This window comes from Curtobacterium sp. PhB128, from assembly GCF_004340725.1.
GTDB lineage: Bacteria > Actinomycetota > Actinomycetes > Actinomycetales > Microbacteriaceae > Curtobacterium.
Genome location: NZ_SLUR01000013.1, coordinates 19703 through 43869 on the forward strand (window position 1 = coordinate 19703; position 24167 = coordinate 43869).

Below are 24167 nucleotides of genomic sequence, written 5' to 3' on the forward strand. Positions count from 1 at the left end.
CCAACCCGAGTCAGAGCTGCTTCTCCATGCAGTAGCTCGTCGGGTCGTCGGTGTACGGCCCGAACCGCGGGACCTGGCGGTACCCGAGCTTCTCGTACAGGGCGATCGCCGCGACCTGCGGCAAGCCCGTCTCCAGTTGCATCGTCGAGATGCCCCCGGCCAGCGCATGCGCTTCGAGCGCCTGGAGCAGGGCACGGCCGACCCCGAGTCCTCGAGCCTCGTCGGTGACGAACATCCGCTTGACCTCGCCGGATCCGTCGCGCCGATCGACGAGCGCCGCCGTACCGACGGCCACGTCACCCTCGCGAGCGACGAACAGCGAGACCCCGTCGGCTTCCAGGGCGTCGACGTCGAGGCCGTAGTAGTTCTCGGCCGGGTACAGAGCCAGGGCGAACGCGTCCCCCTGGCGGAGCAGGTTGAGGACGTCGTCGCTGCGAGGGCTCTCGATCTGGATGGAAGGCACGGCCGATTGTACGAGTTCAGTCGGCCAGTGAACGTCGTCCCGCCGAGGACTGGAACCGCACCAGGTACCCGTCCGGGTCCTGCACGAGGAACTGGTCCACGCCGGCCTGCTCACTCCCGACGTCGTACCACTTCGTCTCGGGCTGCATGAAGAGTTCGGTGCCGGCACGGATCAGGGTGGCGGCGAGCGCGCGGCTGTCGGGCACGGTGATCTGGAAGTTCACGCCTCGGCCGAGCGGGCGATCGAGCGGGCCGGTGATCCAGTTCCGACCGACGCCGGCCTGTTCGAGCATCAGGTGTGCGGTGTCGAGGGCGACGTACGCGAAGCGCTCCTCCGGCCGGGAGTAGCGGGTCTCGAAGCCGCACAGGTCGCGCCAGAACGCGAGGCTCCGGTCCAGGTCGGCGACGAGGAGTTCGGGGACGAGTCCGGGCTCAGTGGTCATGCTCACCGGAACAGGTCGAGGTGCGGTGTCGCGCCGGGATCGGCCATCTGCGCTTCGGTCTCGCGCACCAACTCGTCGACGCGAGCTCCCCACTTGCGCATGAAGACCACGCGGACGATGCCGATGACGGCCCACAACGCTGCGACGACCCCGCGCCCGATGCCCGCCGGGTCTCCCTGCAAGACCTCCGGCACGGCGAGCGCGGCCCACAGGACGCCCAGGCTGATCCAGACCCACCCGGTGACCGCGCCCTGCGAGGTCTGGCGGCGCAGGAAGCGCATCCGGATCGCGACCGGGACACCGGTCGGGTCGGCTCCACCGCGCAGCCACCGGCGCATCGCTCGGTACGAGCCGTAGCCGCCGAAGCGCGACCAGCTGCCCAGGATGAGCGCGAAGCCACCTGCGGCGAGGACGGCCACGACAACGAGGACGACCGTCTGGGACATCTCCGGAAAGTCGAGGCCGACCAGCATGAGCCACAGCCCCACGAAGAGGGCGGGGACGCCGAGGAGCTGTGCCCACCCGATGGCGTCGAGTTGTCTGATGCTCACCATTGCACTCTACGCACGCCCACCGCCGCCGTCAGATGCCGGGACAGGAATACGACGATGCGGCGTCGTGCGAGGATTCGTCGACCACATCGACGAAGGGCTCGATCATGACCACCGCGCGCACGTTCCACCTGATCAGCACGCCGCTGCTGGCCGTCGGGTTCCTCGGGGTCGGCGCGCTGATGGCCGACGTCTACTACGGACCGGAGGGTGGGGGTGCCAACATCGGCCTCGGGCTCGTGATGCCACTGTGCCTCGGCTCCGGCGTGGTCGGCATCGCGATGGGGATCGCGGCCCTCGTGATGACGTGGTCGGCCGGCCGCGCCGCACGTTCGCGCCAGCCCGTCCGGTAACAGAGGGTCGTGAGCCGTCCGCTCACTTCGACGCCCCGGTACCGGGCAGGCTGAGGATGTTGTCGGTGCCCTGCGGCACGACGATGAGCGAGCCGTTGTCGCCGGCGCTCTTGAGGGCCTCGATCTCACGCTGCTTGAGCGCCGCCGCCGAGAGCGGGTGCTCGTTGAGGACCTCGTTCGCGTCCGCCTGCCCCTGCGCCTCGGCGACCTGCTGCTGCGCCTGCACCTTCTTCGCGTCGAGCAGCGCGCGCTCCTTCGTGACCTGGATCTGTGCCTGCTGGGCCGTGGCGTAGGCCTCGGTGACGGACTTCGGCGGGGTGATCTCCTGCAGTGCGAAGTTGTCGACGTGCACGCCGGACCCCTTCCACCGGGTCTCGAGGGCCTGGATCATCGACTTCTCCACCGTGCCGCGCTTGGTGATCAGCTCGATGGTGGTGAAGTCGTTCGGGACCTGCCGGACGACGCTGCGCACCGAGTTGCCGATGAACTGCGTCTTGAAGTTCTCCTCGGTCTTGTAGGACCGGTAGATGTCGGTGACCGACTTGGCGTCGATGCTGTACTGCAGGTTCAGGCTGACGTTCGACGAGACGCCGTCCTGGTCCTGGACGGTGACGTAGGGGCCGGATCGCACGTTCCCGTTGTTGTCGGAGTCGGAGCCGTTCACCGCGTTGATGTAGGTGACGGTCTGGTTCCGGATGTTGAACGTGTGGAGCGTGGCCCACGGCGCTTTGAAGTGGAACCCGGAGTCCGTGGTCTGCCCGACGATGTTGCCGGAGATGTCCACCTGCACTTTCGACTCGCCCGTGTCCTGCGCGTACAGGGTGCTCCCGAGTGCCAAGCCGACGAAGACCAGGCCGGCTCCGGCTGCTGTCCACGTGGCGATGCGGTTCGGGCGGCGGGTGGGAACGGCTGGCCGGGCCTCGCGACCGGGGGTGGCCGGTCGCTCCGCGGTGGTGTAGGTCCGTTTCCGGAACGGGAGCGCGACGAGCGCGATGACGAGGAAGACGATGGCGGCAACGAACATGACGAACACTCCTGGATGGTTGTCCGTGCAGTCTGCCGTATTCGGAGGCCCGAACAGCCTGGTGCGAGGTTGCACGCATGGTGCGGCCCTGATGCCTCGCACCATGCGGTCAACCTCGCACCGAGCGGGCTCCCACCGCGATCAGCGGGCAGCCAGGCCTCCGGTCACCAACCCGGCACGGCCACCCGCACCGCGCTGATCCGCCCCGCACGGGTCTCCGCCGTGGTCGCCGGGTCGTAGCTGTCCGCCGTCGCCAGGTAGAGCGTGCGGCCGTCCTCGCCCCCGAGCGCGCAGTCGATCGCGCACAGCCCGGGTGCGTCGATCCGGTCCGTGATCTCGCCGCCCTCGAGGACCCGGAGGAACTCCCCCGTGTCGACGGAGCAGACCCAGACGGCGCCGTCGCGGTCGACCGTGCTGCCGTCCGGCGTGACGCCACCGGGAAGCGCTGCCCACTCGCGTCGGCCGGTCAGCGACCCGTCGGGCTCGATGTCGAACGCGGTGAGCCGGCCGCCCCACGTCTCGCTCACCACGAGGGTGCGGGTGCCGGGCAGGACGTTCGCGCTGTTCGGGAACACCAGCCCCTCGGCGGCGAGGCGGAACGAGCCGTCCTGCTCGATCACGTACAGCGGGCCGGGGCGGAGCTCCTCGCCGCCGTACAGGTCGTAGCCGAAGGCCCCGATGTAGGTCCGGCCGGTCGCCTCGTCGACGACCAGGTCGTTCAGGAGCGACGACTCCTCGCCGGACAGGTCGGCGAACACCGACGCCTCTCCACGGTCGTCGACGGCGACGACCGTGCGGGACTCCATCGAGCTGACGACGAGTCGCCCGTCGGCGAGCCATCCAAGTCCGGACGACTGGCCCTCCACCGTGGCCTCCAGGCGCGGAGCCGCGGTCGAGGTCGGGTCCATCGAGAAGACCTCGCCGGTGTGCATGTCCGAGTACCAGAGCCGCCCGTCGTGCCAGCGGTTGCCCTCGGGGAAGCGGATGTCGGTGACGACGTCGGTCGCGGAGTCCAGAGTGATGTGCACCGATCCACCCTGCCAGCCGGACCCCCGCGCCACCCGGTGGTCTGGCACGATCGAGACATGCCCCTCGACGGAACTCCCCTGGAACGGCTCGGCTTCCTGACGATCGGGTCGTTCGACCCCGCCCGACCGTCCGAGGGCCACGAGGACACGCTCCGGGTCATCGAGCGTGCGGAAGCGCTCGGCTTCGACAGCGCGTGGCTGCGCCACCGGCACCTGCAGCACGGCATCTCCTCCCCCGTCGCGGTGCTGGCCGCGGCGTCACAGCGGACCTCGCGGATCGAGCTCGGCACCGCCGTCACGCCGATCGGCGCCGAGAACCCGTTCCGACTCGCCGAGGACCTCGGCACCGTCGACGTGCTGCTGGGCGGGCGGCTGAACCCCGGCTTCTCGGCCGGCACCCCGATGAACTTCGACCTCTACAAGGACGCGATCTACCCCGACACCGCCGAGCACGAGAACCTCGGCAACGACCGGCTCCTGCGCTTCCGTGCCCTCGTGCGCGGAGAAGCGGTGACCGGAACCGGAACCGCGACCGGCACCGTCGAACGCCGAGGGATCGAGGAGTTCGCGAGCACCGTCCAACCCCACAGCACCGGCCTCGCCGACCGCATCTGGTACGGCACCGGCAGCACGAAGTCGGCGGTCTGGGCCGGCGAGAACGGCTTCCACCTGCTCACCTCGAGCGTCACGCGCAGCGAGGTCGGCACGGACTTCGCCGCCAACCAGCGCGCGCAGATCGACGCCTACCTCGACGTCCACCCCGATCCCAGCACCGCTCGGGTCTCCCAGGGACTGGTCGTCATCCCGACCGACACGGCGACACGCGAGCAGGAGGCCCGCTACCGCGCCTACGTCGAGAGCCGCTCGGGCCGCGTCGGCGTGCCGATGGGGCCCGCGGGGATGCTCTTCGCCGCCGACCTCGTCGGGACCTCGGCCGAGATCGCGGACCGGCTGCGCGCCGACGCCGGCTACCAAGCGGTCACCGAGGTCGCCTTCGCGCTGCCGTTCTCGTTCGAACCGGACGACTACGCGCAGATCACCACGGACATCGCCGAGCACCTGGGTCCGCAACTCGGCTGGGCGCCGGGACCGGCGTCCTGAGAACGGCGCCAGACCGCGAGACGGGAGGCACGGTGCCAGCTCGCACCGTGCCTCCCGTCCGTCCGTTCACCGTCCAACGCCGTTCGCGCCTGGCAGACGCGGCTCGGAAGCCGGTCAGTCGGGTCCGGCTCAGACGGTGAGCGGATCCGGTGCGTGCTCGCGCACGGCGACGTGCTCACCGTGGTGCGCGTGACGACGGCGCAGGTGCAGGAGGGCTCCGACGCCCATCAGCGCGAGGCCGAAGGCGGTCCAACCGGCCAAGATCAGCCACTGGGGTGCGGCGTTCGCATCCGGGAAGTACGAGATGTCGCGGAGCAGTCGCGAGCCGGCTCCCGGTGGGAACCACTGGCCGATCGTGCCCCACGGAGCGGGCAGGAACGACGACGGGGTCGCGGAGGACGCGATCGGGTTCGCGAACAGCAGGAAGAGCACGGGCCCCACACTCACGCCGAGTCGACCGATCAGTGTCGAAGCGCCGAGGATCGTCGCGGCGACGGATCCGAGTGCGAGCACGAACGCTGCCACGTTCTGGACGTAGGGCCCCTGGAGGATGCCCAGCCACCCCTGCAGGATCCCGGCGACGGCGAACCCGCCGACCACCACGAAGACGGCCAGCCCCATCACACGACGACCGGTGCCGTGCACGAGGAACGTGAGGAGGATGCCGCCGAGCATGCCGCCCATCACGAGCGGGAACGCCGCCGCCACCAGGCCGGCACCCGTCGGGTCATCGTCCGACAGCGGGACCACGTCCGTCACGGAGACGGTCGGGGCAGCAGCCCCGCCACCAGCGCCCTGGGCGGTCTGCGCGGCGGCCTGTGCGCCCAGCTTCGTCGCGACGCCGTTCATCACCTGCGCGACGGCGGGACTCGCGGCGGAAGCGGTGAGCACCTCGGGCGCCGCACCGGCGGAGAGCACGACCGCTCCGTAGACGTCACGCTCCTCGAGCATCCGGACGGCCTCGGCGCGGTCATCGGCGCGGGTGACGTCGAACGTGTCGTTGCCCTTGGTCAGCGATGAGCCGAGCTGCTGGGCCTGCTGGGCCTGCTGGGCAGAGGCGGCGATCGCGATCGGGATGTCGTGCGCGGACGACGTCCTCGCGGGCCAGGTGAACGCGATCACCACGAGGGAGACGACGGCCGCGACGAGCACCCCGATCGCGAGGGCACGGCGCCACGGCGTGACGGTGGGAACTGCTGGAGAGGTGCTCATTCGGCTACTCGATTCGCGGTCGGACTGGCCCTGGCACCGATGGCAAGGCAGAGGATCGTCAGTGAGCATAAGTTCACTCAGCGGGAAAAGCAACGCCCGTTGATATCCCTCGCCACTGCCCGGTATGGTCGTCTCATGGTCGAAGCCGAACCGAACGCAACGGCGGGTCGTCCCCGCGGGCGCCGACCCGGCGTCAACGACACACGCCAGGCCGTACTGGACGCAGCGCGGGCGCGGTTCGCCACCGACGGCTACGCCGCTGCGTCGATCCGCAAGATCGCCGCAGACGCCGGGGTCGATGCCGCGCTGGTGATGCGCGCCTACGGCTCGAAGGACGAGCTGTTCGCCGCATCGATGGCGATGCCGTCGGAAGCCGCCGCAGTGTTGAGCAGCGCCCTGGACGGCCCCGCCAACGGCATCGGAGAACGCTTCGTCAGCGCCTTCCTCGGCCTCTGGACCGCGCCCGCGACATCCGGCCCCCTGCTCGCCACGTTCCGATCGGCCGTGACGAACGAACAGGCAGCGACCCACCTGCGCGCGTTCGTCAGGGGACGGGTCCTCGAGGCGTACGCCCCGCACTTCCCGGACGTCCCGGATGCTGCGCTGCGCGCGACGCTGGTGTCGTCGATGCTCATCGGTGTCGTGGTCGGACGGCAGGTCGTCGGCATCGACGCCCTCGTCGACGCCGAGCCCGACGACATCGTCACGATGCTCGCACCGGTGGTGCAGTCGATCCTCGTCCCGACGCACTGACCGGCAGCGCTCTCCGCCGGGCTCTGGTCAGTCCTGCTGGTCCGCCTCCACCGCATCCTGCAACCGCTCGAGCACGTCCGGCACCGCCGAACGCACCCGGCTCCAGCTCGGGATGAACGGCTTGTCGTCCGGGCGCGCGCTGAAGGCGCCGCCGGCGTCGAGGATCGCCTTGGTGAAGAGCTCGACCGCGGCTTCCTCGGCGTGCTGGTCGAAGCCGAGGCCGCTCATCTCCGCTTCGTGCCGGTAGACCTCGACGATGTCGAGGGCGTTCCGGTAGTACGTCGCCTTGAGCACCCGGAACGAGTCCGAGGTGAGCGGGACGCCCATCGTCGCGAGCTTCCGCAGCAGCGACTGCACGATGTCGTTCCCCATGCGGGCGAGTCCGCCGGTGCCGTCGGCCTCGGCGAGGGGCTGGTGCTTGTGGTCGTACGCGTCGGCGATCTCCACCTGGCACACCTGCCGGGTCGCGTAGTCGCGGTAGACCTCGGACAGCATGCCGATCTCGAGGCCCCAGTCCCCCGGGATCTTCAACCCGTTCAGCACGTGCGCGCGCATCGCGAACTCGCCGGACAGCGGGTACCGGAAGCTGCTGAGGTACTCGAGGTACTCGGACTCCCCGTAGACCTGGCGGAGCGACCGGAGCAGCGGGCCGACGAGCAGCCGTCCCACGCGACCGTTGATCCGGCCGTCGGCGACGCGGGCGTAGAAGCCCTTCGAGAACTCGTAGTCGAACGCCGGATTCGCGACCGGGTAGAACAGCCGCGCGAGCATGCCCCGCTCGTACGTGGTGATGTCGCAGTCGTGCAGCGCGATGCACTCCGCGCGCTCCGACGCGAGCGCGTAGCCCGTGCAGTACCAGACGTTCCGGCCCTTGCCCGGCTCGCCGGGAGCCAGCCCCTCGCGCTCGAGCTCGGCGTCGAGCTCCCGCAGACGCGGCCCGTCGTTCCACAGGATGCGGTGCCGCTGCGGCAGCCGGGCGAAGAACTCCCGCGCGTGTTCGAACTGCGAGCGGTCGGCACGGTCCAGCCCGATCACGATCTCGCTGAGCCAGTCGGCCTCGGCCAGCTCGTCGACGATCCGCGAGAGCGCCGGGCGTTCGAGCTCCGAGTACAGCGCCGGCAGGATCAGGCTCATCGGCCGCTTCTCGGCGAAGCCCCGCAGGTCGTCCTCGATGCTCGCGGTGCTGCGGCGGCCGAGGTCGTGGAACGTCGTGATGACGCCGTTCTGGTGGAAGTCGCTCATCGGTGGCTCCTGAGGTGCTGTTCGCGGTGCTGTTCGCGGTGGTGTCCGAGGTGGTGTCCGAGGCCTTCGCTCCAGCCGAGCGGGCCGAGGTGCGTCGTGCGGTACACGCGCTCGGGTCGGTCGTCGGCGAGGGGACCGGGTTCCGGGCCGTGGCCGCGGACGACGACCGCCAGGTCGACGGCGTCGAGCAGCGCCGTGTCGTTCGGGCCGTCGCCGAGCCCGATGGTGCACGGAGCGGTGCCGGTGCGGCGTTCGTGGTCGGCGACGAGCAGGCGGACCGCGGTGCCCTTGTCGCGCCCGGCGGGCAGGACGTGCCAGAAGCGGCCGCCGCGCACGAGGTCGAGGCCGGCCGCGGCGAGCGCCGCGCGGAACGCGTCGGCGCGGTCGTCGTCCTCGGCGTGCCAGAGCAGGACCTCGGAGGCTTCGCGTTGTCGGGCATCACCGGCTGCTTCGAGGTCGAGGCCGGTCCAGGCGGCGACGGCCTCGTCGGTCTCGCCGCCGAAGGTCGCGAAGTGGAGGTCCAGGTCCGCTCGGGTGCGGTCGAGGGCCGTGCGGAGACGCGCGAGGTCGGCGTCCGCGGGGCCCGCGCCAGCGCCGGTGGTCACGTTGCCGTCCGGTCCGACGACGATCGCGCCGTTCTCCGCGACGAACGCCTGCCCGTGCAGACCAGTCCGCCGCTGCAGGGCGGTGATCTCGGCTCGGGTCTTGCTGCTGCAGAACACCACCGGCACGTCGTCCGCGCGAAGCTGCTCGAGCATCGGCAGGGCAGCGTCGAAGGAGTAGTCGTGGTGGTCGAGGAACGTCCCGTCGAGGTCCGTGACGACCATCAGGTCCTGTGGTGGCATCGTGCTCCGCTCGCGGCTGGGTGGGCTGCGGGCGACGGTGCCCCGGACCACCCTGCCATGCGTGGGAGTCCGGTTGGTGAACAGGGGCGGCTCGGTTCCGTGGTGCGCACTGCGCGCCCGGTCGCTACAGTCGTGGTGGGGCGCCGGGGGCCAGGCGCAAGGGGGAACACCGTGGGGGAAGTCCAGTACGACGACGCGGCAGCCGATCTGCTCGCGCAGGCAGCGTCCAACGCTGCCGAGACACTGCGCGGCCAGGGAGCCGGACGGCGCACCGCCGCCGAGAGCGCGCTCGACGGCTTCGACGGCGCGTACGCGAAGCGGTTCGAGGAATCGGCGCAGATCGAAGCGGACGACCGACCGAAGCTCGCCACCGTGCTCGACGACCTCAGCACGCAGGTGAACGCGACGACGGCCGCCGCCGCGGACGAACGGGCGCGACAGGACGCCCTCGCCGCGTGGCAGGTACGCCAGGACGAACGCGACCGGGCGGCCGCAGATGCTCCGACCGACTTCCTCCGACTCCCGGGCGTCCAGACCTTCGACTTCAAGCCCTCGGAGATCCCGATCGCGCCGCCGAGCATCTCCGCCGCGTTCTCCGCACGCACCCGGACCCGGACCGGCGGCGGCACGTCGGGCGGGAAGAGCTCGGCCGATCCCGAGCACCTCCGGTCCTTCACGAGCACCGCTCGCGCCTTCGACCGCTCGGCGGGGGCGGACCGGACGACCCTGCAGAACGCCTGGTCCGGCTTCACGAGCAGCTGCGGGTGGGCGACGATCGACAGCTCGACGTTCCTGCACGGCTTCGACCGCCTGCTCGAGGAGAACGGCGAGGACGCAGCCTGGGTGGACCGCATCGCGGACGCCTTCGAGCGCGCCGGCGGCGGCGGCGGCGGAGCGATCTCGAACACGACGCTCGACGTGTCCGCCGCCGCGGAACTGCCGCCGACGTTCCGGGAGATGCTGAACCCGGACCTCTCCGCCGACCAGGTCGCCGCGCTCTGGGCAACGCTCGGCTACTCGAAGGCCGACGCGAACGACCTGCAGGCACTGCCGTTGCCGGTCCTCAGCGTGCTCGGCAACCTCGAGGGCGTCGACTACTGGGCACGGGACACCGCCAACCGGACCGTCCTCGATGCCCGCATCCGGGCCGCGAAGCAGGAAGTCGAAGACCTGGAGTCCACCATCCCCTACGACAACGGGGCGGGTTGGGCGCGTGCCTCGGAGAACCTCGAAGCGCTGCAGCAGATCGACACCGCCAGCCAGTTCGAGAAGGGCAGCAAGGCCGGCGAGCGGTTCATCCTCTCGTTGACCGACGACGTCCCGCCGCTGGCAGCGGTGTCCATCGGCGACCTCGACACCGCCGACAACGTCACCTGGGCCGTTCCCGGCATGGGCTCGGACACGACCGGCATGATCGGCTGGACCGACTCCGCCCAGCACATCTACGACCAGCAGGCGGACACCGGGCCCGAGGACCGGGCGGTGATCTCCTGGATGGGCTACAAGACGCCACCGCAGCCCGTCATCTCCGGCAAGCTGGACTTCGGGGTCCTCGGAAGCGACTACGCCGAAGCCGGTGGGGACAACCTCGCCGCGTCCATCCGCGGGTTCGACGCGGTCCGCAACGGCGATGCGCCCACCACGAACATCGTCGCCCACTCGTACGGATCGACGACCTCGGCCTACGCCCTGACGCAGGACGACGTCCAGGTCGACACGTTCACGACCATCGGCTCCGCCGGACTCCCGAACTCGGTCGACGACGCCGGTGACCTCAACGCCGACCACGTCTACGCCGGCCAGGCGCGGGACGTGTGGGCGATCGACCCGGTGAAGGGCGACCAGTGGGCGTGGACCGGGCGCCTCAGCCCCGAACACGGACAGGACCCCACGGCACCCGACTTCGGCGCCACGGCCTTCGGCGCAGACGGGTCCGGCCCGCTCAACCCCGTCGAGGACCACGCGACCCACACCGAGGACGAACGCGGCTACCTCGACCCCAACACCGAGTCCCTCACCAACATCGGGTTCGCCACCACCGGGCACCCCGAGCTCATGACCGATCCCCAGCCGAAGGGGCTGACCGACTTCCAGAAGTCGCTCCTGGAGAACCCGCAGTGGACACTGTGAACGTGAACCAACGAATCCGTGGCACCGCCCGCACCAGCGTCGGCGTCGCCCTCATCCTGACGGCGGCACTGACCGTGGCCGGCTGCAGCAACACCCCCGGAGGCAAGACAGTGGACCCGTCCGAAGCGAAGAAGTCGATCGTCGACGCCCTCAAGGAGTCCACCGACGCAGTCGGCGGCGAGTGGACCGTGTACCGCGGCCCGGCTGCCGAGGTCTGCACCCAGTCGGGCGGTGGGGATGGCGCCCGTTTCGTGTACATCCTGGAGCGGAGCGACACCGACGGCACCGACCCCGCCGCCGACATCCGGACGGTCGAGGAGCTCTGGAAGTCGAAGGGGATCACGACGGAGCGGTTCGAGAGCGGCGGTTCGGACCCGCTCACCGGCATCCGGGGCGCGGACGGGCCCGTCACCTCCATCGGATTCAACGCGTACCCGCAGCGGTACAGCATCACCGGGGTCTCGAAGTGCTCGGACGGCGACGTGAAGGACCTGCGCAGCGCCGAGTGAGGCGGGCGACATGGTCCGCTGATCGCGCCGTGACACCCGCCCTGACGGGAGGCCCGGTGCCAGCTGGCACCGGGCCTCCCGTCCCGCTCGTGGGGATGTCTACCGAGACACGCCGTCCAGAGATCCGTCCTGGCACCCGTCTGCGCGCTCGATCGGCGAAGGATCACCGAGCAGTCGGCGGGTCCAGTCCGCAAGAGCCGCGGTCGCGGTCCTCGAGATCGCGGCATCGGGCATCATGCTCGTGAACCCGTGGAAGGCACCGGGCCAGACGTGGAGCTCCGCGTCGACCCCCGCTGCCCAGAGGCGGCTCGCGAAGGCGACGTCCTCGTCGCGGAAGACCTCAGCACTGCCGCAGTCGATGTAGGTCTTCGGCAGCGCGGACAGGTCTGCAGCACGAGCCGGAGCGGCGTACTCGGAGACGTCAGCCGTGGCACGGCGCGGTCCGAGGTACGCGTCCCACGCGAATCGGTTCATCTGGCGGTCGGCGACCCCGACGCCGTCGATCTGCCGGGTCGAGACGGTGTCGTCACGGTCGTCGAGCATGGGTGAGACGAGGATCTCTGCCATCAGGTCGGGACCCTGCCGGTCACGGGCGAGCAGGGCTGTCCCCACGGCGAGTCCGCCGCCGGCGCTCTGGCCCGCGATGACGATCCGTGCCGGGTCGATGCCGAGCTCGTCCGCGTGCGCCGCCACCCAGACGAGACCGGCGTAGCAGTCCTCCACCGGGTACGGATCGGGGTACTCGGGTGCGAGGCGGTAGTCGACGCTGACGAGGACCACGTCGTGGTCGAGCAGCCAGTCGTCGAACGAGTCGAGGTTCCCGAGGTGGTGGCCGAACATCATGCCCCCGCCGTGGATCGAGTAGACGGCCGCAGTCGCACCGGTCGCACCGGTGCGCTCGACACGGTCGATGATCGCGAGGTCGATGGGGTCACCGAGGTGCCCCGGCACGGTGACGTTCCGCCGTTGGTATCCGCGGGAACGCAGGCGTTCGTCGAGGACGTCCTCGGGCACGTCGAGCTGCCGCATACGGGGCAGCCTCTCCGCGGTGAGGGTGAACGGACCGCGGGCCTCGAGCGCCGTCAGAAAGGTCGCGAGTTCGGGGTCGAACGGCGGGCGGACGATGGTGTCGGACACGGGCACACTCCTTCGATGAAGAAGTGACGACTCCTGTGAGACGCGTGTGCGGTCCCGTCTGCCGGAGCAGCGCGGGATTTTTTCCCTCTGCGGACGACAGTAGTGCATCCGAGCACGGCGCAGCTCAGTCGTGCGCGTCGTACCTGAGGTAGACGATCGTGTGACCGCTCGAGGTTCCGGTGAACAGCGCGACGTTGCCGCTGATCTGCCCGCCGGGGGTGTCGGCCCCCTGGCTCGTGAGCGCCGCGGACGCACGCTGGGTGAGCTCAGCGGGGTCGCTCTCCCGAAGGGTCGGCGGCTCGGTGCCGTCGGGAAGGCGCACCAGTGCCGACATGAAGTCGCGGTCGCAGGAAGCCTTGGACTCGATCAGGGTCGATCCCTCCGGCAGAGTGACGCCGGTCCTGCTCTCGACGGTCGCCAAGGGTGTCCCCGTGCAGAGTCCGATGCGCATGCAGTCGCCGAGCCGTCCGGTGTGGCCGACGTAGGTCTGGAGGGCGATCACAGCAGCGGCGACGACTGCGAACAACAGTGCGACCAGTGCCACGAGCGCGACGATCAGGCGCGGGAGTGGGGCTTGCGCGGAGTGCATGTGGTGGCACGCTACCGGAGCGTTCTCGACGCCGGCTGCACCGGAGCGGAAGGCTCTCCACGCCCGGTCGGATCAAGCGCGTACAGTGAGGGCCAAGCGGTCGTCGACTGCTGGAGCAGGGCACGACTGGCCACTTCGGATCATCGATTCAGGAGTGCGCCACATGGCCGTGAACCGTGAAGGTCGATTGTTGCGTGCCATCGTCACGCTCGTCGGCAACGTCACCACCGCGCCGGATCACGAGGCCGGCGTGCAGGTGCTCGTTGACGAGTCGGTGGCGTTGTTCGATGCCGATGCGGCCGGACTGTTGGTGTTCGATCCGTCGTCGCGCTTGCGGATCGCGGCCTCGGCTGGTCACCACAGCGGCCTCCTCGAACTCCTGCAACTCGAGACCGGCGAGGGCCCTTGCATCGAAGCAGCACGCACGGGCACGGCCGTCTCGGTCCCCGACATCGAGCTGTCAGAGGCCAGATGGCCACACTTCGCTCGGGCCGCCGTGGACGTCGGATACTCCGCGGTCCACTCGATCCCGCTGCGGGTACAACGGTCCGTCATCGGGTCCCTCAACCTGTTCCGGTGCGCCGCCGGCCCGTTCGACCTCGACGACGTGGCAGCGGCACGGGCGTTGGCCGACATCGCGACGATCACCATCACCCGGCAGCGCACGCTCGACGATGCCGCCACCACGCAGGCGCAGCTCCAGGCCGCACTCGACAGCCGTGTGGCCGTCGAGCAGGCCAAGGGCTGGATCGCGAGCCGGAACCGAGTCGACGCCGACGCCGCGTTCGCCTTGCTCCGGGACCACGCACGGGCCAACGGCCTCCCCCTCGCCGAAGTCGCGCTGGCCGTCACCGCCGGACGGATCACACTCGGCTCCCCGACACCGGACCGCTGAGCCACCGTCCGGCACCGCTCTGTGCGGGAGATGATGGATCATGCACACCCTCGCCCTCCGTGTCCGAGAGTCGTTCTGGTTCCTTCCCGCCCTCCTCGGGATCGCCGCGATGGTCGTTGCGGAGCTCCTGGTCACGCTGGACCACGCCCTGGTGCACAGCGCCACCCGGATCGGGTTCCTCGACGCCCTCAGTGCGAGCGGCGGGCGATCCATCCTGACCACGATCGGCACGTCGATGTTGACGGTGGCGGGCACGTCGTTCTCCATCACGATCTCCGTCCTCGCCACCACCTCGTCGACGTACGGCCCCCGTCTGGTCCGCAACTTCATGGCGGACCGCGCCAACCAGTTCGTCCTCGCCGCGTTCACGTCGACGTTCCTCTACTCGATCGTCGTGCTCCGCTCCGTGCACACAGACGTCGACGACGGCACCGCGTTCGTGCCGGTCATCGCCGTCCACGTCGCGGTGCTCCTCGGCATCCTCGACGTCGCCGTCCTGGTCTTCTTCATCCACCACATCGCGTCGAGCGTGCAGATCACCGCGCTGCAGAAGCAGGTGCAGACCGACCTCGCCGCAGCGGTGGGCCAGGTCTTCCGCAACGGGGACGGCGACGGGATCACCGTCGGTCCGGTGCACGCGGGTGCGGCTCGCTGGGCAGACGTCACCGCAGCCGGTGACGGCTACGTGCAGTCCGTGCAGTGGGAGCGGCTGGTGGGCTGGGCAACGGGACACGACTGCGTGATCGAGGCCGTCGCGATGCCGGGTGACCACGTCATCGAGGGCGACGTCCTGCTCCGGGTCGGCGTCGCGATGGACGCGGAGATCGATCTCGACAGCGCTGGGCGCCGACTCCTGACGCTCGTGACCCTCGGTTCGTCACGGACCCCGTACCAGGACGTCGGCTTCGCACTGCAGCAGCTGGTCGAGATCGCCGTCCGCGGACTCGCCAGCGGCTCCAACGACCCCTACACCGCGGTCAGCGCACTCGACCTCGCCGCGACGCCACTCGTCCCCGTGTGGCGCGGTCGGTCGGCGATCACCGGGTACCTCGACGACGACGGTCGGGTCCGGGTCATCCCGCACTGGCCCACCGCGGAGACACTCGTCGACTCGGTGTTCGACGGCGTCAGGACGTACGGTGCCGACCAGCCGATCGTGGTCTCCGCCGCACTCCGCCTGGCCGAGCGGCTGGACGAGCGCGCTCCCGAAGGTCGCCGGCGCCACCTCGAGTCGACCGTGCGGGCACTCCGCGCCGTGTGAGCGCGGTGCGCGGTGCGCGGGGTGACAGATGTCATGCCGGGATCGTGACGTCCGGCCGAGGCGTGCCACGCCGAGGTGCACGAGGGTGGGCTGTATGAACGACACACCGGTCATCCAGCTCCGCGACCTCCGCAAGCGCTTCGGCGCCGTGGCCGCGGTCGACGGCGTCGACCTGACGATCCGTCCGGGCGAGGTCGTCGCCCTCCTCGGCCCGAACGGCGCGGGCAAGACCACGACGGTCGACCTCGCGCTCGGGCTGTCCACGCCGACGACCGGCGAGGCCCTGCTCTTCGGCGAGGAGCCCCGTGCCGCGGTCGTCACCGGTCGAGTCGGCGCGATGCTGCAGGGCGGCGCACTCCTGCCGGACATGACGGTCCGGGAGGCGGTCGCCCTCGTCGCCGCCGCGCACCGCCGGCCGATGCCGGTCGACGAGGCCCTCCGCCGTGCGCGCTGCAGCGAGATCGCCGGACGCCGGGTGAACAAGCTCTCCGGCGGGCAGCTGCAGCGGGCCCGGTTCGCGGTCGCCGTGGTCTCGGACCCGGACCTGCTGGTCCTCGACGAACCGACCGCGGCGATGGACGTCGAGGCCCGGCACACGTTCTGGTCGTCGATGCGCGAGTTCACCGACGCGGGGCGCACGGTCGTGTTCGCGACCCACTACCTCGACGAGGCCGACACCTTCGCCGACCGCATCGTCATCATGCGCGCCGGCCGGATCGTGGCCGACGGCACACCTGCCGAGATCAAGGCGATCACCGCCACGCGTGCGGTCCGGTTCTCCGGGGTGGGTGCCGACGCGCACGTCGCGTTGCGCGGTCTGCCGGCAGTGGTCTCCCTGGAGGCTCGGCACGACTCCGTCACGCTCCGTTCCGACCGCAGCGACGACACGCTCAGGGCACTCCTCACCGCGTTCCCGCAGGCGCACGACATCCAGGTGGTCGCCTCGACCATGGACGACGCCTTCCTCGCGCTCACCGCCGACCCCGCCTCCGCCCCCACCGACACCGCTCCCGAAGGAGTCCTCACATGACCACCGTGACCGCGTCCGGCCGGCTGCCGATCCGCTACCTGTACGTCGAGACGAAGCGGCAGCTCCGCAACGTCCGCGCGATGGTGTTCACCTTCGCCGTCCCGGTGATCATGCTGCTCGTGTTCGGTTCGGCCTTCGGATCCCAGACCGACCCGACGACGCGTCTGCCGTACCTCGTCGTCACGACGCTGCAGATGGCCTCGTACGGCGCGATGACGGCCGCGCTCAGCCAGGCGTTCGCCATCGTCAACGAGCGGTCGATCGGCTGGAACCGGCAGCTCCGCGTGACGCCGTTGTCCGGGTGGGGGTTCATGGTGTCGAAGGCGATCGCCGCGATGGCCTTCGCCGCGGTGTCCATCGTCATCACGGTGCTCGTCGCGACCGTCGGCCTGCACGCCTCGCTCGACCCGCTGCACTGGTTCGCCGCCGGGTTCGGCATCTGGTGCGGAGTGATCCCGTTCGCGCTCATCGCGATCCTGATCGGGCAGTTCGCGAAGCCGTCCTTCGCGCAGCCGCTCTTCATGGTGGTGTTCATGGGCCTGGCGATCCTCGGCGGGCTGTGGGTCCCGCTGAGCGTGATGCCCGACTGGATGGGCACCGTCGCACATCTGCTGCCCTCCTACTGGCTCAACCGGATCGGACAGATGGGTGCCGGCGCGACCGGGTCCGCGGGCATGACCGAGCCGGCCATCGTCCTGGCGGGCTGGGCGATCGTCCTGGCCGCAGTGATCGTGTGGCGGTACCGACGCGACGCCGCACGACAGTGACCGACGGACCTACGCTGGCACCGATGTCCGAGGCGACCAGAACGGCCGAGGCGCGTGGCGCGGAGAACGCACCACACGCCTCCAGGCCGTCACCCCGTTCGTTCCCGTGGGCCGTCCCACCGGGCGCGAGCGACGACGACATCCGCGTCGGACGCCGCCGCTGGTACGCCGGCGCGGTCTTCGCGCTCCTCTGGCAGGTGCTCGAGATCATCGCCGTGTGGACCGACGGCCGGAGCCTGCGCGCACACGTCGTCTCCTCCATCGCCCTCGCCGTCGTCTACGCGGCGTACCTGTTCGCGCCGGAGCTGATGTGGCGGCGGAGCCTGCGCGGCCGGGTGCTCGTGCTCGCCGGAGTCGCACTGCTCGCCGGGCTCCTGCTCTTCGTGGTCGGACCCCTCGCGGTCTGGACCTGGCTGCTCGTCGCTGCGCTCTCCGGATTCGTCGCCGAGCGGTTCTGGGTGGCCGCGGTGGTGGTGCTCGGCATCGTCGGCGCACAGTTCCTCGTCGCGGCGAGCACGGGGTGGGACACCGCGGTGAACAGCGGCATCCTGTTCGCACCGGTCATCACCGTGTCCGTCGGGGCGTCGATGCTGTTCTTCGGCCGGCAACGCGAGGCGGAGCAACGGCTCGGGGCCGCGCAGGACGAGATCACCCGCCTCGCGGTCGTCGAGGAACGCGCGCGGTTCTCCCGCGACCTGCACGACGTGCTCGGCCACTCCCTGACCGTCGTCGCGATGAAGTCCGAGCTCGCCGTCCGGCTGGTGGACGTCGACCCGGCACGCGCGAAGACCGAGATGCAGGACGTCGAACGGCTCTCGCGCGAGGCGCTGCACGAGCTCCGGCGAGCGGTCAGCGGCTACCGCGAGGCCGACCTCGACGCCGAACTGGTCTCCGCCCGCGCCGCGCTGGCCGCTGCCTCGATCACGGCGGCGCTCCCCGAGGACGGTGACGCCGCCGGGGACGACGTTCGCAGCCTGTTCGCCTGGGTGCTCCGCGAGGGCATCACGAACGTCCTCCGGCACGCTGCCGCGAGTCGGGTCCGGGTGACGCTGACCCGGACGGCGCTGACCGTCGAGGACGACGGCACCGGGGTGCTCGCTCCACCGTCGACCGCGCCCGGGCTCGGTGGGAACGGCCTCCGCGGACTCCGGGAGCGCGCGGACGCCGTCGGGGCGGCCCTCACCACCGGCACGAGCGACCTCGGTGGGTTCCTGCTCCGAGTCGAGAGGAGTCCACGATGACCGATCCGATCCGGGTGCTCGTCGCCGACGACCAGGCGCTCGTCCGTGGCGCACTCGCCTCGCTGCTCTCGCTCGAACGGGACATCGAGGTCGTCGCCCAGGTCGCCCGCGGCGACGAGGTGCTCGACGCCGCGCGAACGTCAGGCGCCACCGTGGCCCTGCTCGACGTCGAGATGCCGGGCGCGGACGGCCTGACGGCGGCGGCGACGCTGGCCCGCGAGCTGCCGGCGTGCCGATCCCTCATCGTCACGACGTTCGGGCGCCCCGGCTACCTCCGGCGAGCACTCGAGGCCGGGGCCGTCGGGTTCGTGGTGAAGGACACCCCGGCTGAACAGCTCGCCGACGCCGTCCGCCGGGTGGCCGGGGGCTTCCGCGTCGTCGACCCCGTGCTCGCCGCCGAGTCCCTCGCCGCGGGGCCGTCCCCGCTCAGCCCGCGGGAGACCGACGTGCTCATCGCCTTCCGGACGTCGCCGACCGTGGCCGGGGTCGCCGGCACACTGCACCTGTCCGAGGGCACCGTGCGGAACCATTTGTCGTCCGCGATCGGGAAGACCGCGGCGCGCAACGCGACCGAGGCGCTGCGGATCGCGGCGGACAACGGATGGCTGCTCGGCGCGGGCTAGGCACGGAGGGATACCCCCTCGACCGAGGCGGCACCCGTGGACAAAACGTTCTGCTTCTGGCATGTTAACCACTGAACGTCTGGATTTCAGCGTTCAGGAGAGGAGCATGTGATGAACAGAATCGGTCAGCAGGCTCGGCGGATTGCTGCCGGCTTCGCCGCAGTAGCCGTCGGCGGGACGGTGTTCCTCGGCGCAGTCCCTGCACATGCGCAGGGCGATGCCGAGGAGCAGGGGGTCGTCGGCGGATGGTCGGAGGGCGCCGGGACCATCAATGGCGCAGGGACCGGGATGTCGGTGTTCGCGGTGAACCACCGTGGTGCAGCCGAGAAGAAGACGATCAGCGGGACGACACACAAGCGCTCGCACGGTTGGACGACCTGGGCAGGCGTGCAGCACTACACGCGAGCGCGGCTCGAGCACGGCAGCAGCATCATCGCTGACTCTGGCCGGAAGTGGGGCAAGTCCGGCACTGAAGCAGTGACCGCGTGGAAGCCGTACCGGCCGAACCAGCCCGGCAGCGGTGTCGGCTCCGCGAAGACCTACTACGGCAAGTGACACATCGCAGCGGGTGCGAGCCAGTAGCTCGCGCCCGCTGCGGCGTGAGGAGAAGACGTGACGAAGCGACAGCTCACGGCGACAGCCGGCCTGCTCCTGCTGGCCATGCTCCTGACCGTGCTGATCGGAGTGTTCGACGCTCGTCGACGTGTCATCGCCGCGGAGGGCAACGATCTCCGCACCGGCCAGAGCGCCTGGGTGACCGCGACACTCGACGAACTCAGGCGCGCCCGGGGCGCGTTCGAACCGGGAACGAAGGTGTTCGTGGGCCTCGAGGATCGGGTCCGCGCCGTTGCGATCCTGTCGGGACGGTGGACAGACGTTCCATTGCACGACGGGCACGCGCTGACCGGGCGTCCCGGCGAGGCTCTCGTCGGCGCTGACGTCGCCGTCCGCGGCGACGACCTCGTCATCGACGGCACGACGTACACCGTGGTGGGTCGTCTCGGCGTCAGGACGGACAGTCTGCTGTCCGATGACGTGGTCCTCGCCGATCCGTCGCAGTTCTCGGCGTCACCACAGCGGCTGCTCCTGGACGGCCCGAGCAGTGTCCGCCACTACAACGCACAGTTCCCCGGCCGGAGCGTCGAGATCATCGACGACGGCACCAACCGCAGGACGAACGTCGACGCTGTGTCGCCGGTTCTGGTCACGCTCGGCGCGCTCGTCGTCGCGCTCATCGCCCTGATCGGTGGTCTGCAAGCCGGACGATGGGAACTCCGCGCTGCCGCAGTCCGCTTCATGACGGGGGTTCGACCACTGACCACCCTTCGCAGCGCTGCCATCAGAGTCGGTGTGATCAGTACCGCCGCCTGTGCAACCGCACTCGTGGGCGCGGCAGCTGCACGGCACGCCACCAACCTCGACCTCGACGTCACCGCCGCAGTCGCGGCGGTCGGGACGGTCGCGCTTGCCGTCTCCGCCACTTCCTTCTGGCACGGAAGCCGACGATGGAACTGGTGAACGACCTCCGGTCCAACTGGACGATCCTCATCGCCAAGATCGTCCTGCTCGTGCTGCTCGCACTCTGCTGGTACAACGTGGCGTCGTTCACCCAGTCCACGTCGCAGGCCGTGGCCCAAGGCTTGTCCGCTGATGCCGACGTCGACCTCTACACGGTGATCGACGATCTCGACCCGGACGCGTTCGAAGCGATCCGACGAGACCAGCACGCGCTCGATGGAGTCGCCTCGTTCGTCGATCGCATCGACGACGAGCCCGGATTCAAGCTCATCTCCTCGTACGACCAACCCGTCACCGTCCAGGACTTCCGCGGCAACGATCGTTTCGACGTCGGCTACGGCACGGAGTACACGCTCAACGGGAAGTACCAGGACGAGTCCGGACGGAGCGTGCAGGACATCAAGTCCATCCAGCTCAACGAAACCGCGTACGAGTTCGCAGGACTCTCCGTGCAGGACGGCAAGCCGATCGAGTGGGACACCGTCGATTGGGGTTCCGGCCGGATCCCGGTACTGCTCGGCAACGAGTACCGCGGCGTGTACGAACTCGGACAACACCTCACCGGAGCGGTCATCCTGCAGGAGCAGGAACTCGAAGTCGTCGGTTTCCTCGAACCGGACAGCGCCATGTACTTCCGCGGTGAGGCCAACCACTACCTCGATGACACCGTGATCGTGCCCTACCCGCCGACACTCGCCGGACTCGACCGAGCATCACTCGACCGGTTGGATCCCGAGCTGTTCGGACGCCTGGTGTTCCAGGTACTGAACGCCGACCTCGCCGTCGATCGCGGCCTCGATTTCGGTGGCGTCGTCGCGCGACTCGACGAGATCGGAGACGACACCGGCTTCGGGTCGTACACGTTGCTCGGAGTGCCGACCTACCTCGTGCAGCTCTCCCTCGTCCGCCAGCTCATCCAGGACAACATGGTGCTCGTCACCGCGCTGCTCGTCGTCCTCACCGCGGGCGTGGGCATCATCACGGCGTTCCTCGACCGACTTCTCAATCACCGTCGAGCGCCAGTCGCGCGGGTGCACCATCTTCTCGGGAAGAGCCCGAACCGCACGAACCGGCTGTTCCGCGCAAGCCGCCTCACCGAGTACGCCGCCGCGTTCGGGCTGTTCCTCGCGACGAGCGCGGTGCTCCCCAACGACAGTGCGCTGGCTCGACTCGGCGCGGGTGCCGCCGTCCTGCTCTGGTGCGTGGCGGACGGCGCACTCAGTCGACGAGCCGTCCGCATCGAACTGACCACCCAAAGCCGAAGAGGTACCCCACGATGATCGTGCTGCGCGACGTCTCGAAGACCATCACCGAGCCCGACGGATCGACCCGAGCACTGTTCGACCGACTGCACTTCGACCTTCGCGACGACGATCGGTCAGTAGCCATCACCGGTCGGAGCGGATCTGGCAAGAGCACGCTGCTCCGGATCCTCGCCGGCCTCGACACCGACTTCGGCGGGACCTACGAGCACGACGGGCACGTGCTCGAGCGCACCGCGTCCAGGATGGCGGCCCACCGGCTCCGACACATCGGCATCGTCACCCAGGACCACAGCCTGCTCGGGGACCGCAGCGTGCTCGACAACGTCCGGCTCGGAGTTCCTGCTCGTGACGGCTCGGCCGACCGAGCACACGACGCCCTCGAGGCGGTCGGGATCAGTCACCTTGCCGGCAAGCGCCCACGACGACTGTCGGGAGGAGAAGCGCAGCGCGTCGCGATCGCTCGGGCCATCGCGAAGCGCCCCGCCGTCGTCCTCGCCGATGAGCCCACCGGGGCACTCGACGAGACGACCGAAGACGACGTGCTCGCCCTCTTCGATCAGCTGCAACGGGCTGGGACCACGTTCGTGATCGTCACCCACAGTGAGCGCGTTGCACAGCGATGTGGACGGCGACTCCACCTGCACCACGAACAGCTCATCGAGTGGAGTCGTTGACGGACCCAGTACCGAACGGGACTGGAGGTGGGCCCCACTAGCCGGTACCGGCGCACCGTGCCAGCGGGGTGACGGCCGAGCCTGGAGGGACGGAGCCAGCTGGCACCGGGCTCCCAGCCCGCCAGCGGTTGCGCTCTAGATCCCAGATCACGCGTGCGCATTGCGGTCGCGACTGAAGAGCTCAGCGAACATCTCCCGTTTCGCCGCGTGCGAATCGAGGTCGAGCTCCAGTCCTTCCATGTTGAGGTCGGTCCCGAACAGTCGCAGGATTCCCGAGCCATTCGGATCCACGGTCTCGAGGGACACCGAGAACAGCGTCGGCGACGTCTCGCCAGCAGCAATCCGCCGAGCTTCTGCGAACGCCGCGCGGTACGTCGCGTCGGTGACGCGGATCACACTGACCGAGCAACTCGTGGCGTCCCAGTCGGGCGCGACCATCTCGCCGCTGGGTGCATGGAAGAAGTGCACGACGAACGTGTCGCGCTCGCCTTCGGCGCCGTAGAGCCGCTCGTCCACTTCTTCGATCTGCACGAACTCATTCTCGCTGCGAACCGAGCGTGCGCAAGAGGACCAGCTCACGGGAGCCGACCAGGGCGCTCGTCGCAACTCGGTCCGCATCGGGCTGCGGCAGCGGAGCGCGGTTGGAGGGGTCTCGGAGGGGGCAGTCTGCCGCGATGACACTCGTCACGTGTCAAGAAAGTCCCACTCGTCCCCGAGGACCCACCGCAGCGCGGAGAGCTTCCCGTTCACAAAGCCCCACGTCCAGTCGTCCCAGGGACCCACGTCGCTCGCGCCGTAACGCTCGACGACCGCCGTACGCGCAGCGAGCACTCGCTCACGCAAGTCGGCGGAAAGATCATCGCTCTCACCCGCTGCGATGTTCTCGTCGTGGATGAGGCTCCGCACGTACCAGACCTTGTCGAAGAACTCGTGCTCGGCGGCACGGATGTCTGCAACCGTACGCATCGACTCCGCTTCGATGATCCCGTGGCGATGCATCAGGTCCGGAAAGCGGGAAAGCATGCGGCTTAGATCCGGCTTCTCCCAGTACCGGATCCGAAACCCTGGAGAACGATTGCTGACGTAGGCCGAAACCCAGTCCTTCGCGGGGTTAGACAAGAAACCAGAAGCGGCCACAAGCGCTACATCGGGGCGCTCAACCTCCGACCAAGTCATCAACCCCTGCAGTGCCTCAGGCGGAACACCCCTGGCGTAGTGCTTGGCGTCCACGAACCACGTCTCGAATCGAGTATGACCGTCGACGTCCTTCACAACCCATTGCGCGACGATGTCCCTGCCACGGTCGGACGGGCTAGCGTTCTTCGGAGTACCTTTTCGCCAATCCACATTCACGAAACCCAACGTGACCAACAGGTCGTAGACAAACTCCTCAAATTCGGCGTCATTAAGGTTAGCGAACGAGACGTCAAGCGATGCGGCCGAAGGCAGACCGTCGCCAAGCTCGGCGGGTGTCAGTCGATTCCGATCGTCCGTCATATGGCCACGCCGAAGGG

27 protein-coding genes are annotated in these 24167 nt (G+C 69.6%); 15 read left to right on the forward strand and 12 right to left on the reverse strand.

The features are described 5' to 3' along the window. Positions 1–10 precede the first annotated feature (10 nt). Genes EDF23_RS17655 through EDF23_RS17665 form a run of 3 tightly spaced genes read right to left on the reverse strand, consistent with a single transcriptional unit; the run spans position 11 to position 1456 of the window. Complete coding sequence (locus EDF23_RS17655) at positions 11–463, reverse strand: GNAT family N-acetyltransferase (RefSeq protein ID WP_131922616.1); 453 nt, start codon at positions 461–463, stop codon at positions 11–13. Positions 464–479: 16 nt separating this feature from the next. Next, on the reverse strand, positions 480–905 hold the full coding sequence (locus tag EDF23_RS17660; protein WP_131922617.1) for a VOC family protein: 426 nt from the start codon (positions 903–905) through the stop codon (positions 480–482). Positions 906–907: 2 nt separating this feature from the next. Next, positions 908–1456 carry a hypothetical protein gene (locus EDF23_RS17665; RefSeq protein WP_131922618.1) on the reverse strand — a complete coding sequence of 183 codons (549 nt, stop codon included), beginning with the start codon at positions 1454–1456 and terminating at the stop codon, positions 908–910. 107 nt (positions 1457–1563) lie between these two features. Between EDF23_RS17665 and EDF23_RS17670 the strand changes: the two genes are divergently transcribed. After that, positions 1564–1809 (forward strand): hypothetical protein, encoded by a 246-nt coding sequence (locus EDF23_RS17670; protein ID WP_131922619.1) that lies wholly within the window; start codon positions 1564–1566, stop codon positions 1807–1809. A 22-nt stretch (positions 1810–1831) separates the two neighbouring features. Here EDF23_RS17670 and EDF23_RS17675 read toward each other — a convergent pair whose 3' ends face one another. Next, positions 1832–2833, reverse strand: a complete 1002-nt coding sequence (locus EDF23_RS17675) for an SPFH domain-containing protein (protein ID WP_165901188.1) — start codon at positions 2831–2833, stop codon at positions 1832–1834. Positions 2834–2997: 164 nt separating this feature from the next. After that, positions 2998–3861, reverse strand: coding sequence for an SMP-30/gluconolactonase/LRE family protein (locus tag EDF23_RS17680; RefSeq protein WP_165901189.1), 864 nt, complete (start codon positions 3859–3861; stop codon positions 2998–3000). Positions 3862–3918: 57 nt separating this feature from the next. On the opposite strand from EDF23_RS17680, the gene EDF23_RS17685 reads away from it, so the two are divergent. Beyond that, entirely contained in the window at positions 3919–4962 is a 1044-nt protein-coding gene (locus EDF23_RS17685) for an LLM class flavin-dependent oxidoreductase (RefSeq protein ID WP_131922622.1), read from the forward strand. Between the two features lie 129 nt (positions 4963–5091). On the opposite strand, the gene EDF23_RS17690 is transcribed toward EDF23_RS17685, so the two are convergent. After that, entirely contained in the window at positions 5092–6174 is a 1083-nt protein-coding gene (locus EDF23_RS17690; RefSeq protein ID WP_131922623.1) for a hypothetical protein, read from the reverse strand. Between the two features lie 135 nt (positions 6175–6309). Between EDF23_RS17690 and EDF23_RS17695 the strand changes: the two genes are divergently transcribed. Further along, entirely contained in the window at positions 6310–6927 is a 618-nt protein-coding gene (locus EDF23_RS17695; RefSeq protein ID WP_131922624.1) for a TetR family transcriptional regulator, read from the forward strand. A 27-nt stretch (positions 6928–6954) separates the two neighbouring features. On the opposite strand, the gene EDF23_RS17700 is transcribed toward EDF23_RS17695, so the two are convergent. Then, positions 6955–8169: a glycosyl transferase gene (locus EDF23_RS17700; RefSeq protein WP_123338439.1), complete on the reverse strand. Its 1215-nt coding sequence runs from the start codon at positions 8167–8169 to the stop codon at positions 6955–6957. Continuing rightward, complete coding sequence (locus EDF23_RS17705; RefSeq protein WP_131922625.1) at positions 8166–9014, reverse strand: HAD-IIB family hydrolase; 849 nt, start codon at positions 9012–9014, stop codon at positions 8166–8168. The genes EDF23_RS17700 and EDF23_RS17705 overlap by 4 nt, the downstream gene beginning before the upstream one ends. A gap of 171 nt (positions 9015–9185) precedes the next feature. Between EDF23_RS17705 and EDF23_RS17710 the strand changes: the two genes are divergently transcribed. Together EDF23_RS17710 and EDF23_RS17715 are read left to right on the forward strand one after the other, a co-directional pair. Further along, the gene (locus tag EDF23_RS17710; RefSeq protein ID WP_165901190.1) at positions 9186–11144 is read left to right on the forward strand and encodes an alpha/beta hydrolase; all 1959 of its coding nucleotides are present in this window, start codon (positions 9186–9188) and stop codon (positions 11142–11144) included. Positions 11145–11146: 2 nt separating this feature from the next. Then, positions 11147–11653 (forward strand): hypothetical protein, encoded by a 507-nt coding sequence (locus EDF23_RS17715; RefSeq protein WP_131922627.1) that lies wholly within the window; start codon positions 11147–11149, stop codon positions 11651–11653. A gap of 99 nt (positions 11654–11752) precedes the next feature. Here EDF23_RS17715 and EDF23_RS17720 read toward each other — a convergent pair whose 3' ends face one another. Together EDF23_RS17720 and EDF23_RS17725 are read right to left on the reverse strand one after the other, a co-directional pair. Beyond that, entirely contained in the window at positions 11753–12790 is a 1038-nt protein-coding gene (locus EDF23_RS17720; protein ID WP_131922628.1) for an alpha/beta hydrolase, read from the reverse strand. A 124-nt stretch (positions 12791–12914) separates the two neighbouring features. Continuing rightward, complete coding sequence (locus EDF23_RS17725) at positions 12915–13379, reverse strand: hypothetical protein (RefSeq protein ID WP_131922629.1); 465 nt, start codon at positions 13377–13379, stop codon at positions 12915–12917. A gap of 163 nt (positions 13380–13542) precedes the next feature. Here EDF23_RS17725 and EDF23_RS17730 point away from each other — a divergent pair, with 163 nt between their 5' ends. The 10 genes from EDF23_RS17730 (at position 13543) to EDF23_RS17775 (ending at position 22653) form a co-directional block, all read left to right on the forward strand. Next, positions 13543–14274 (forward strand): GAF and ANTAR domain-containing protein, encoded by a 732-nt coding sequence (locus tag EDF23_RS17730; protein WP_131881793.1) that lies wholly within the window; start codon positions 13543–13545, stop codon positions 14272–14274. A 40-nt stretch (positions 14275–14314) separates the two neighbouring features. Continuing rightward, positions 14315–15535: a DUF2254 domain-containing protein gene (locus tag EDF23_RS17735; protein ID WP_131881795.1), complete on the forward strand. Its 1221-nt coding sequence runs from the start codon at positions 14315–14317 to the stop codon at positions 15533–15535. 94 nt (positions 15536–15629) lie between these two features. Next, on the forward strand, positions 15630–16565 hold the full coding sequence (locus EDF23_RS17740) for an ABC transporter ATP-binding protein (protein WP_131922630.1): 936 nt from the start codon (positions 15630–15632) through the stop codon (positions 16563–16565). After that, positions 16562–17332 (forward strand): ABC transporter permease, encoded by a 771-nt coding sequence (locus EDF23_RS17745; protein ID WP_207895548.1) that lies wholly within the window; start codon positions 16562–16564, stop codon positions 17330–17332. The genes EDF23_RS17740 and EDF23_RS17745 overlap by 4 nt, the downstream gene beginning before the upstream one ends. 23 nt (positions 17333–17355) lie before the next feature. Next, positions 17356–18573, forward strand: coding sequence for a histidine kinase (locus EDF23_RS17750; RefSeq protein ID WP_123338446.1), 1218 nt, complete (start codon positions 17356–17358; stop codon positions 18571–18573). Then, positions 18570–19196, forward strand: coding sequence for a response regulator transcription factor (locus EDF23_RS17755; RefSeq protein WP_123338447.1), 627 nt, complete (start codon positions 18570–18572; stop codon positions 19194–19196). Before EDF23_RS17750 ends, EDF23_RS17755 begins: the two co-directional genes overlap by 4 nt. Before the next feature lie 111 nt (positions 19197–19307). Then, positions 19308–19751, forward strand: coding sequence for a hypothetical protein (locus EDF23_RS17760; protein WP_131922631.1), 444 nt, complete (start codon positions 19308–19310; stop codon positions 19749–19751). Between the two features lie 57 nt (positions 19752–19808). After that, positions 19809–20714: a hypothetical protein gene (locus EDF23_RS17765; protein ID WP_131922632.1), complete on the forward strand. Its 906-nt coding sequence runs from the start codon at positions 19809–19811 to the stop codon at positions 20712–20714. Further along, positions 20711–21994, forward strand: coding sequence for a hypothetical protein (locus tag EDF23_RS17770; protein ID WP_131922633.1), 1284 nt, complete (start codon positions 20711–20713; stop codon positions 21992–21994). Before EDF23_RS17765 ends, EDF23_RS17770 begins: the two co-directional genes overlap by 4 nt. Continuing rightward, positions 21991–22653, forward strand: a complete 663-nt coding sequence (locus EDF23_RS17775; protein WP_131922634.1) for an ATP-binding cassette domain-containing protein — start codon at positions 21991–21993, stop codon at positions 22651–22653. The genes EDF23_RS17770 and EDF23_RS17775 overlap by 4 nt, the downstream gene beginning before the upstream one ends. A gap of 147 nt (positions 22654–22800) precedes the next feature. On the opposite strand, the gene EDF23_RS17780 is transcribed toward EDF23_RS17775, so the two are convergent. Continuing rightward, positions 22801–23184, reverse strand: coding sequence for a hypothetical protein (locus EDF23_RS17780; RefSeq protein ID WP_131922635.1), 384 nt, complete (start codon positions 23182–23184; stop codon positions 22801–22803). 153 nt (positions 23185–23337) lie between these two features. Further along, positions 23338–24150 carry a restriction endonuclease gene (locus tag EDF23_RS17785; protein ID WP_131922636.1) on the reverse strand — a complete coding sequence of 271 codons (813 nt, stop codon included), beginning with the start codon at positions 24148–24150 and terminating at the stop codon, positions 23338–23340. Between the last annotated feature and the right edge of the window lie 17 nt (positions 24151–24167).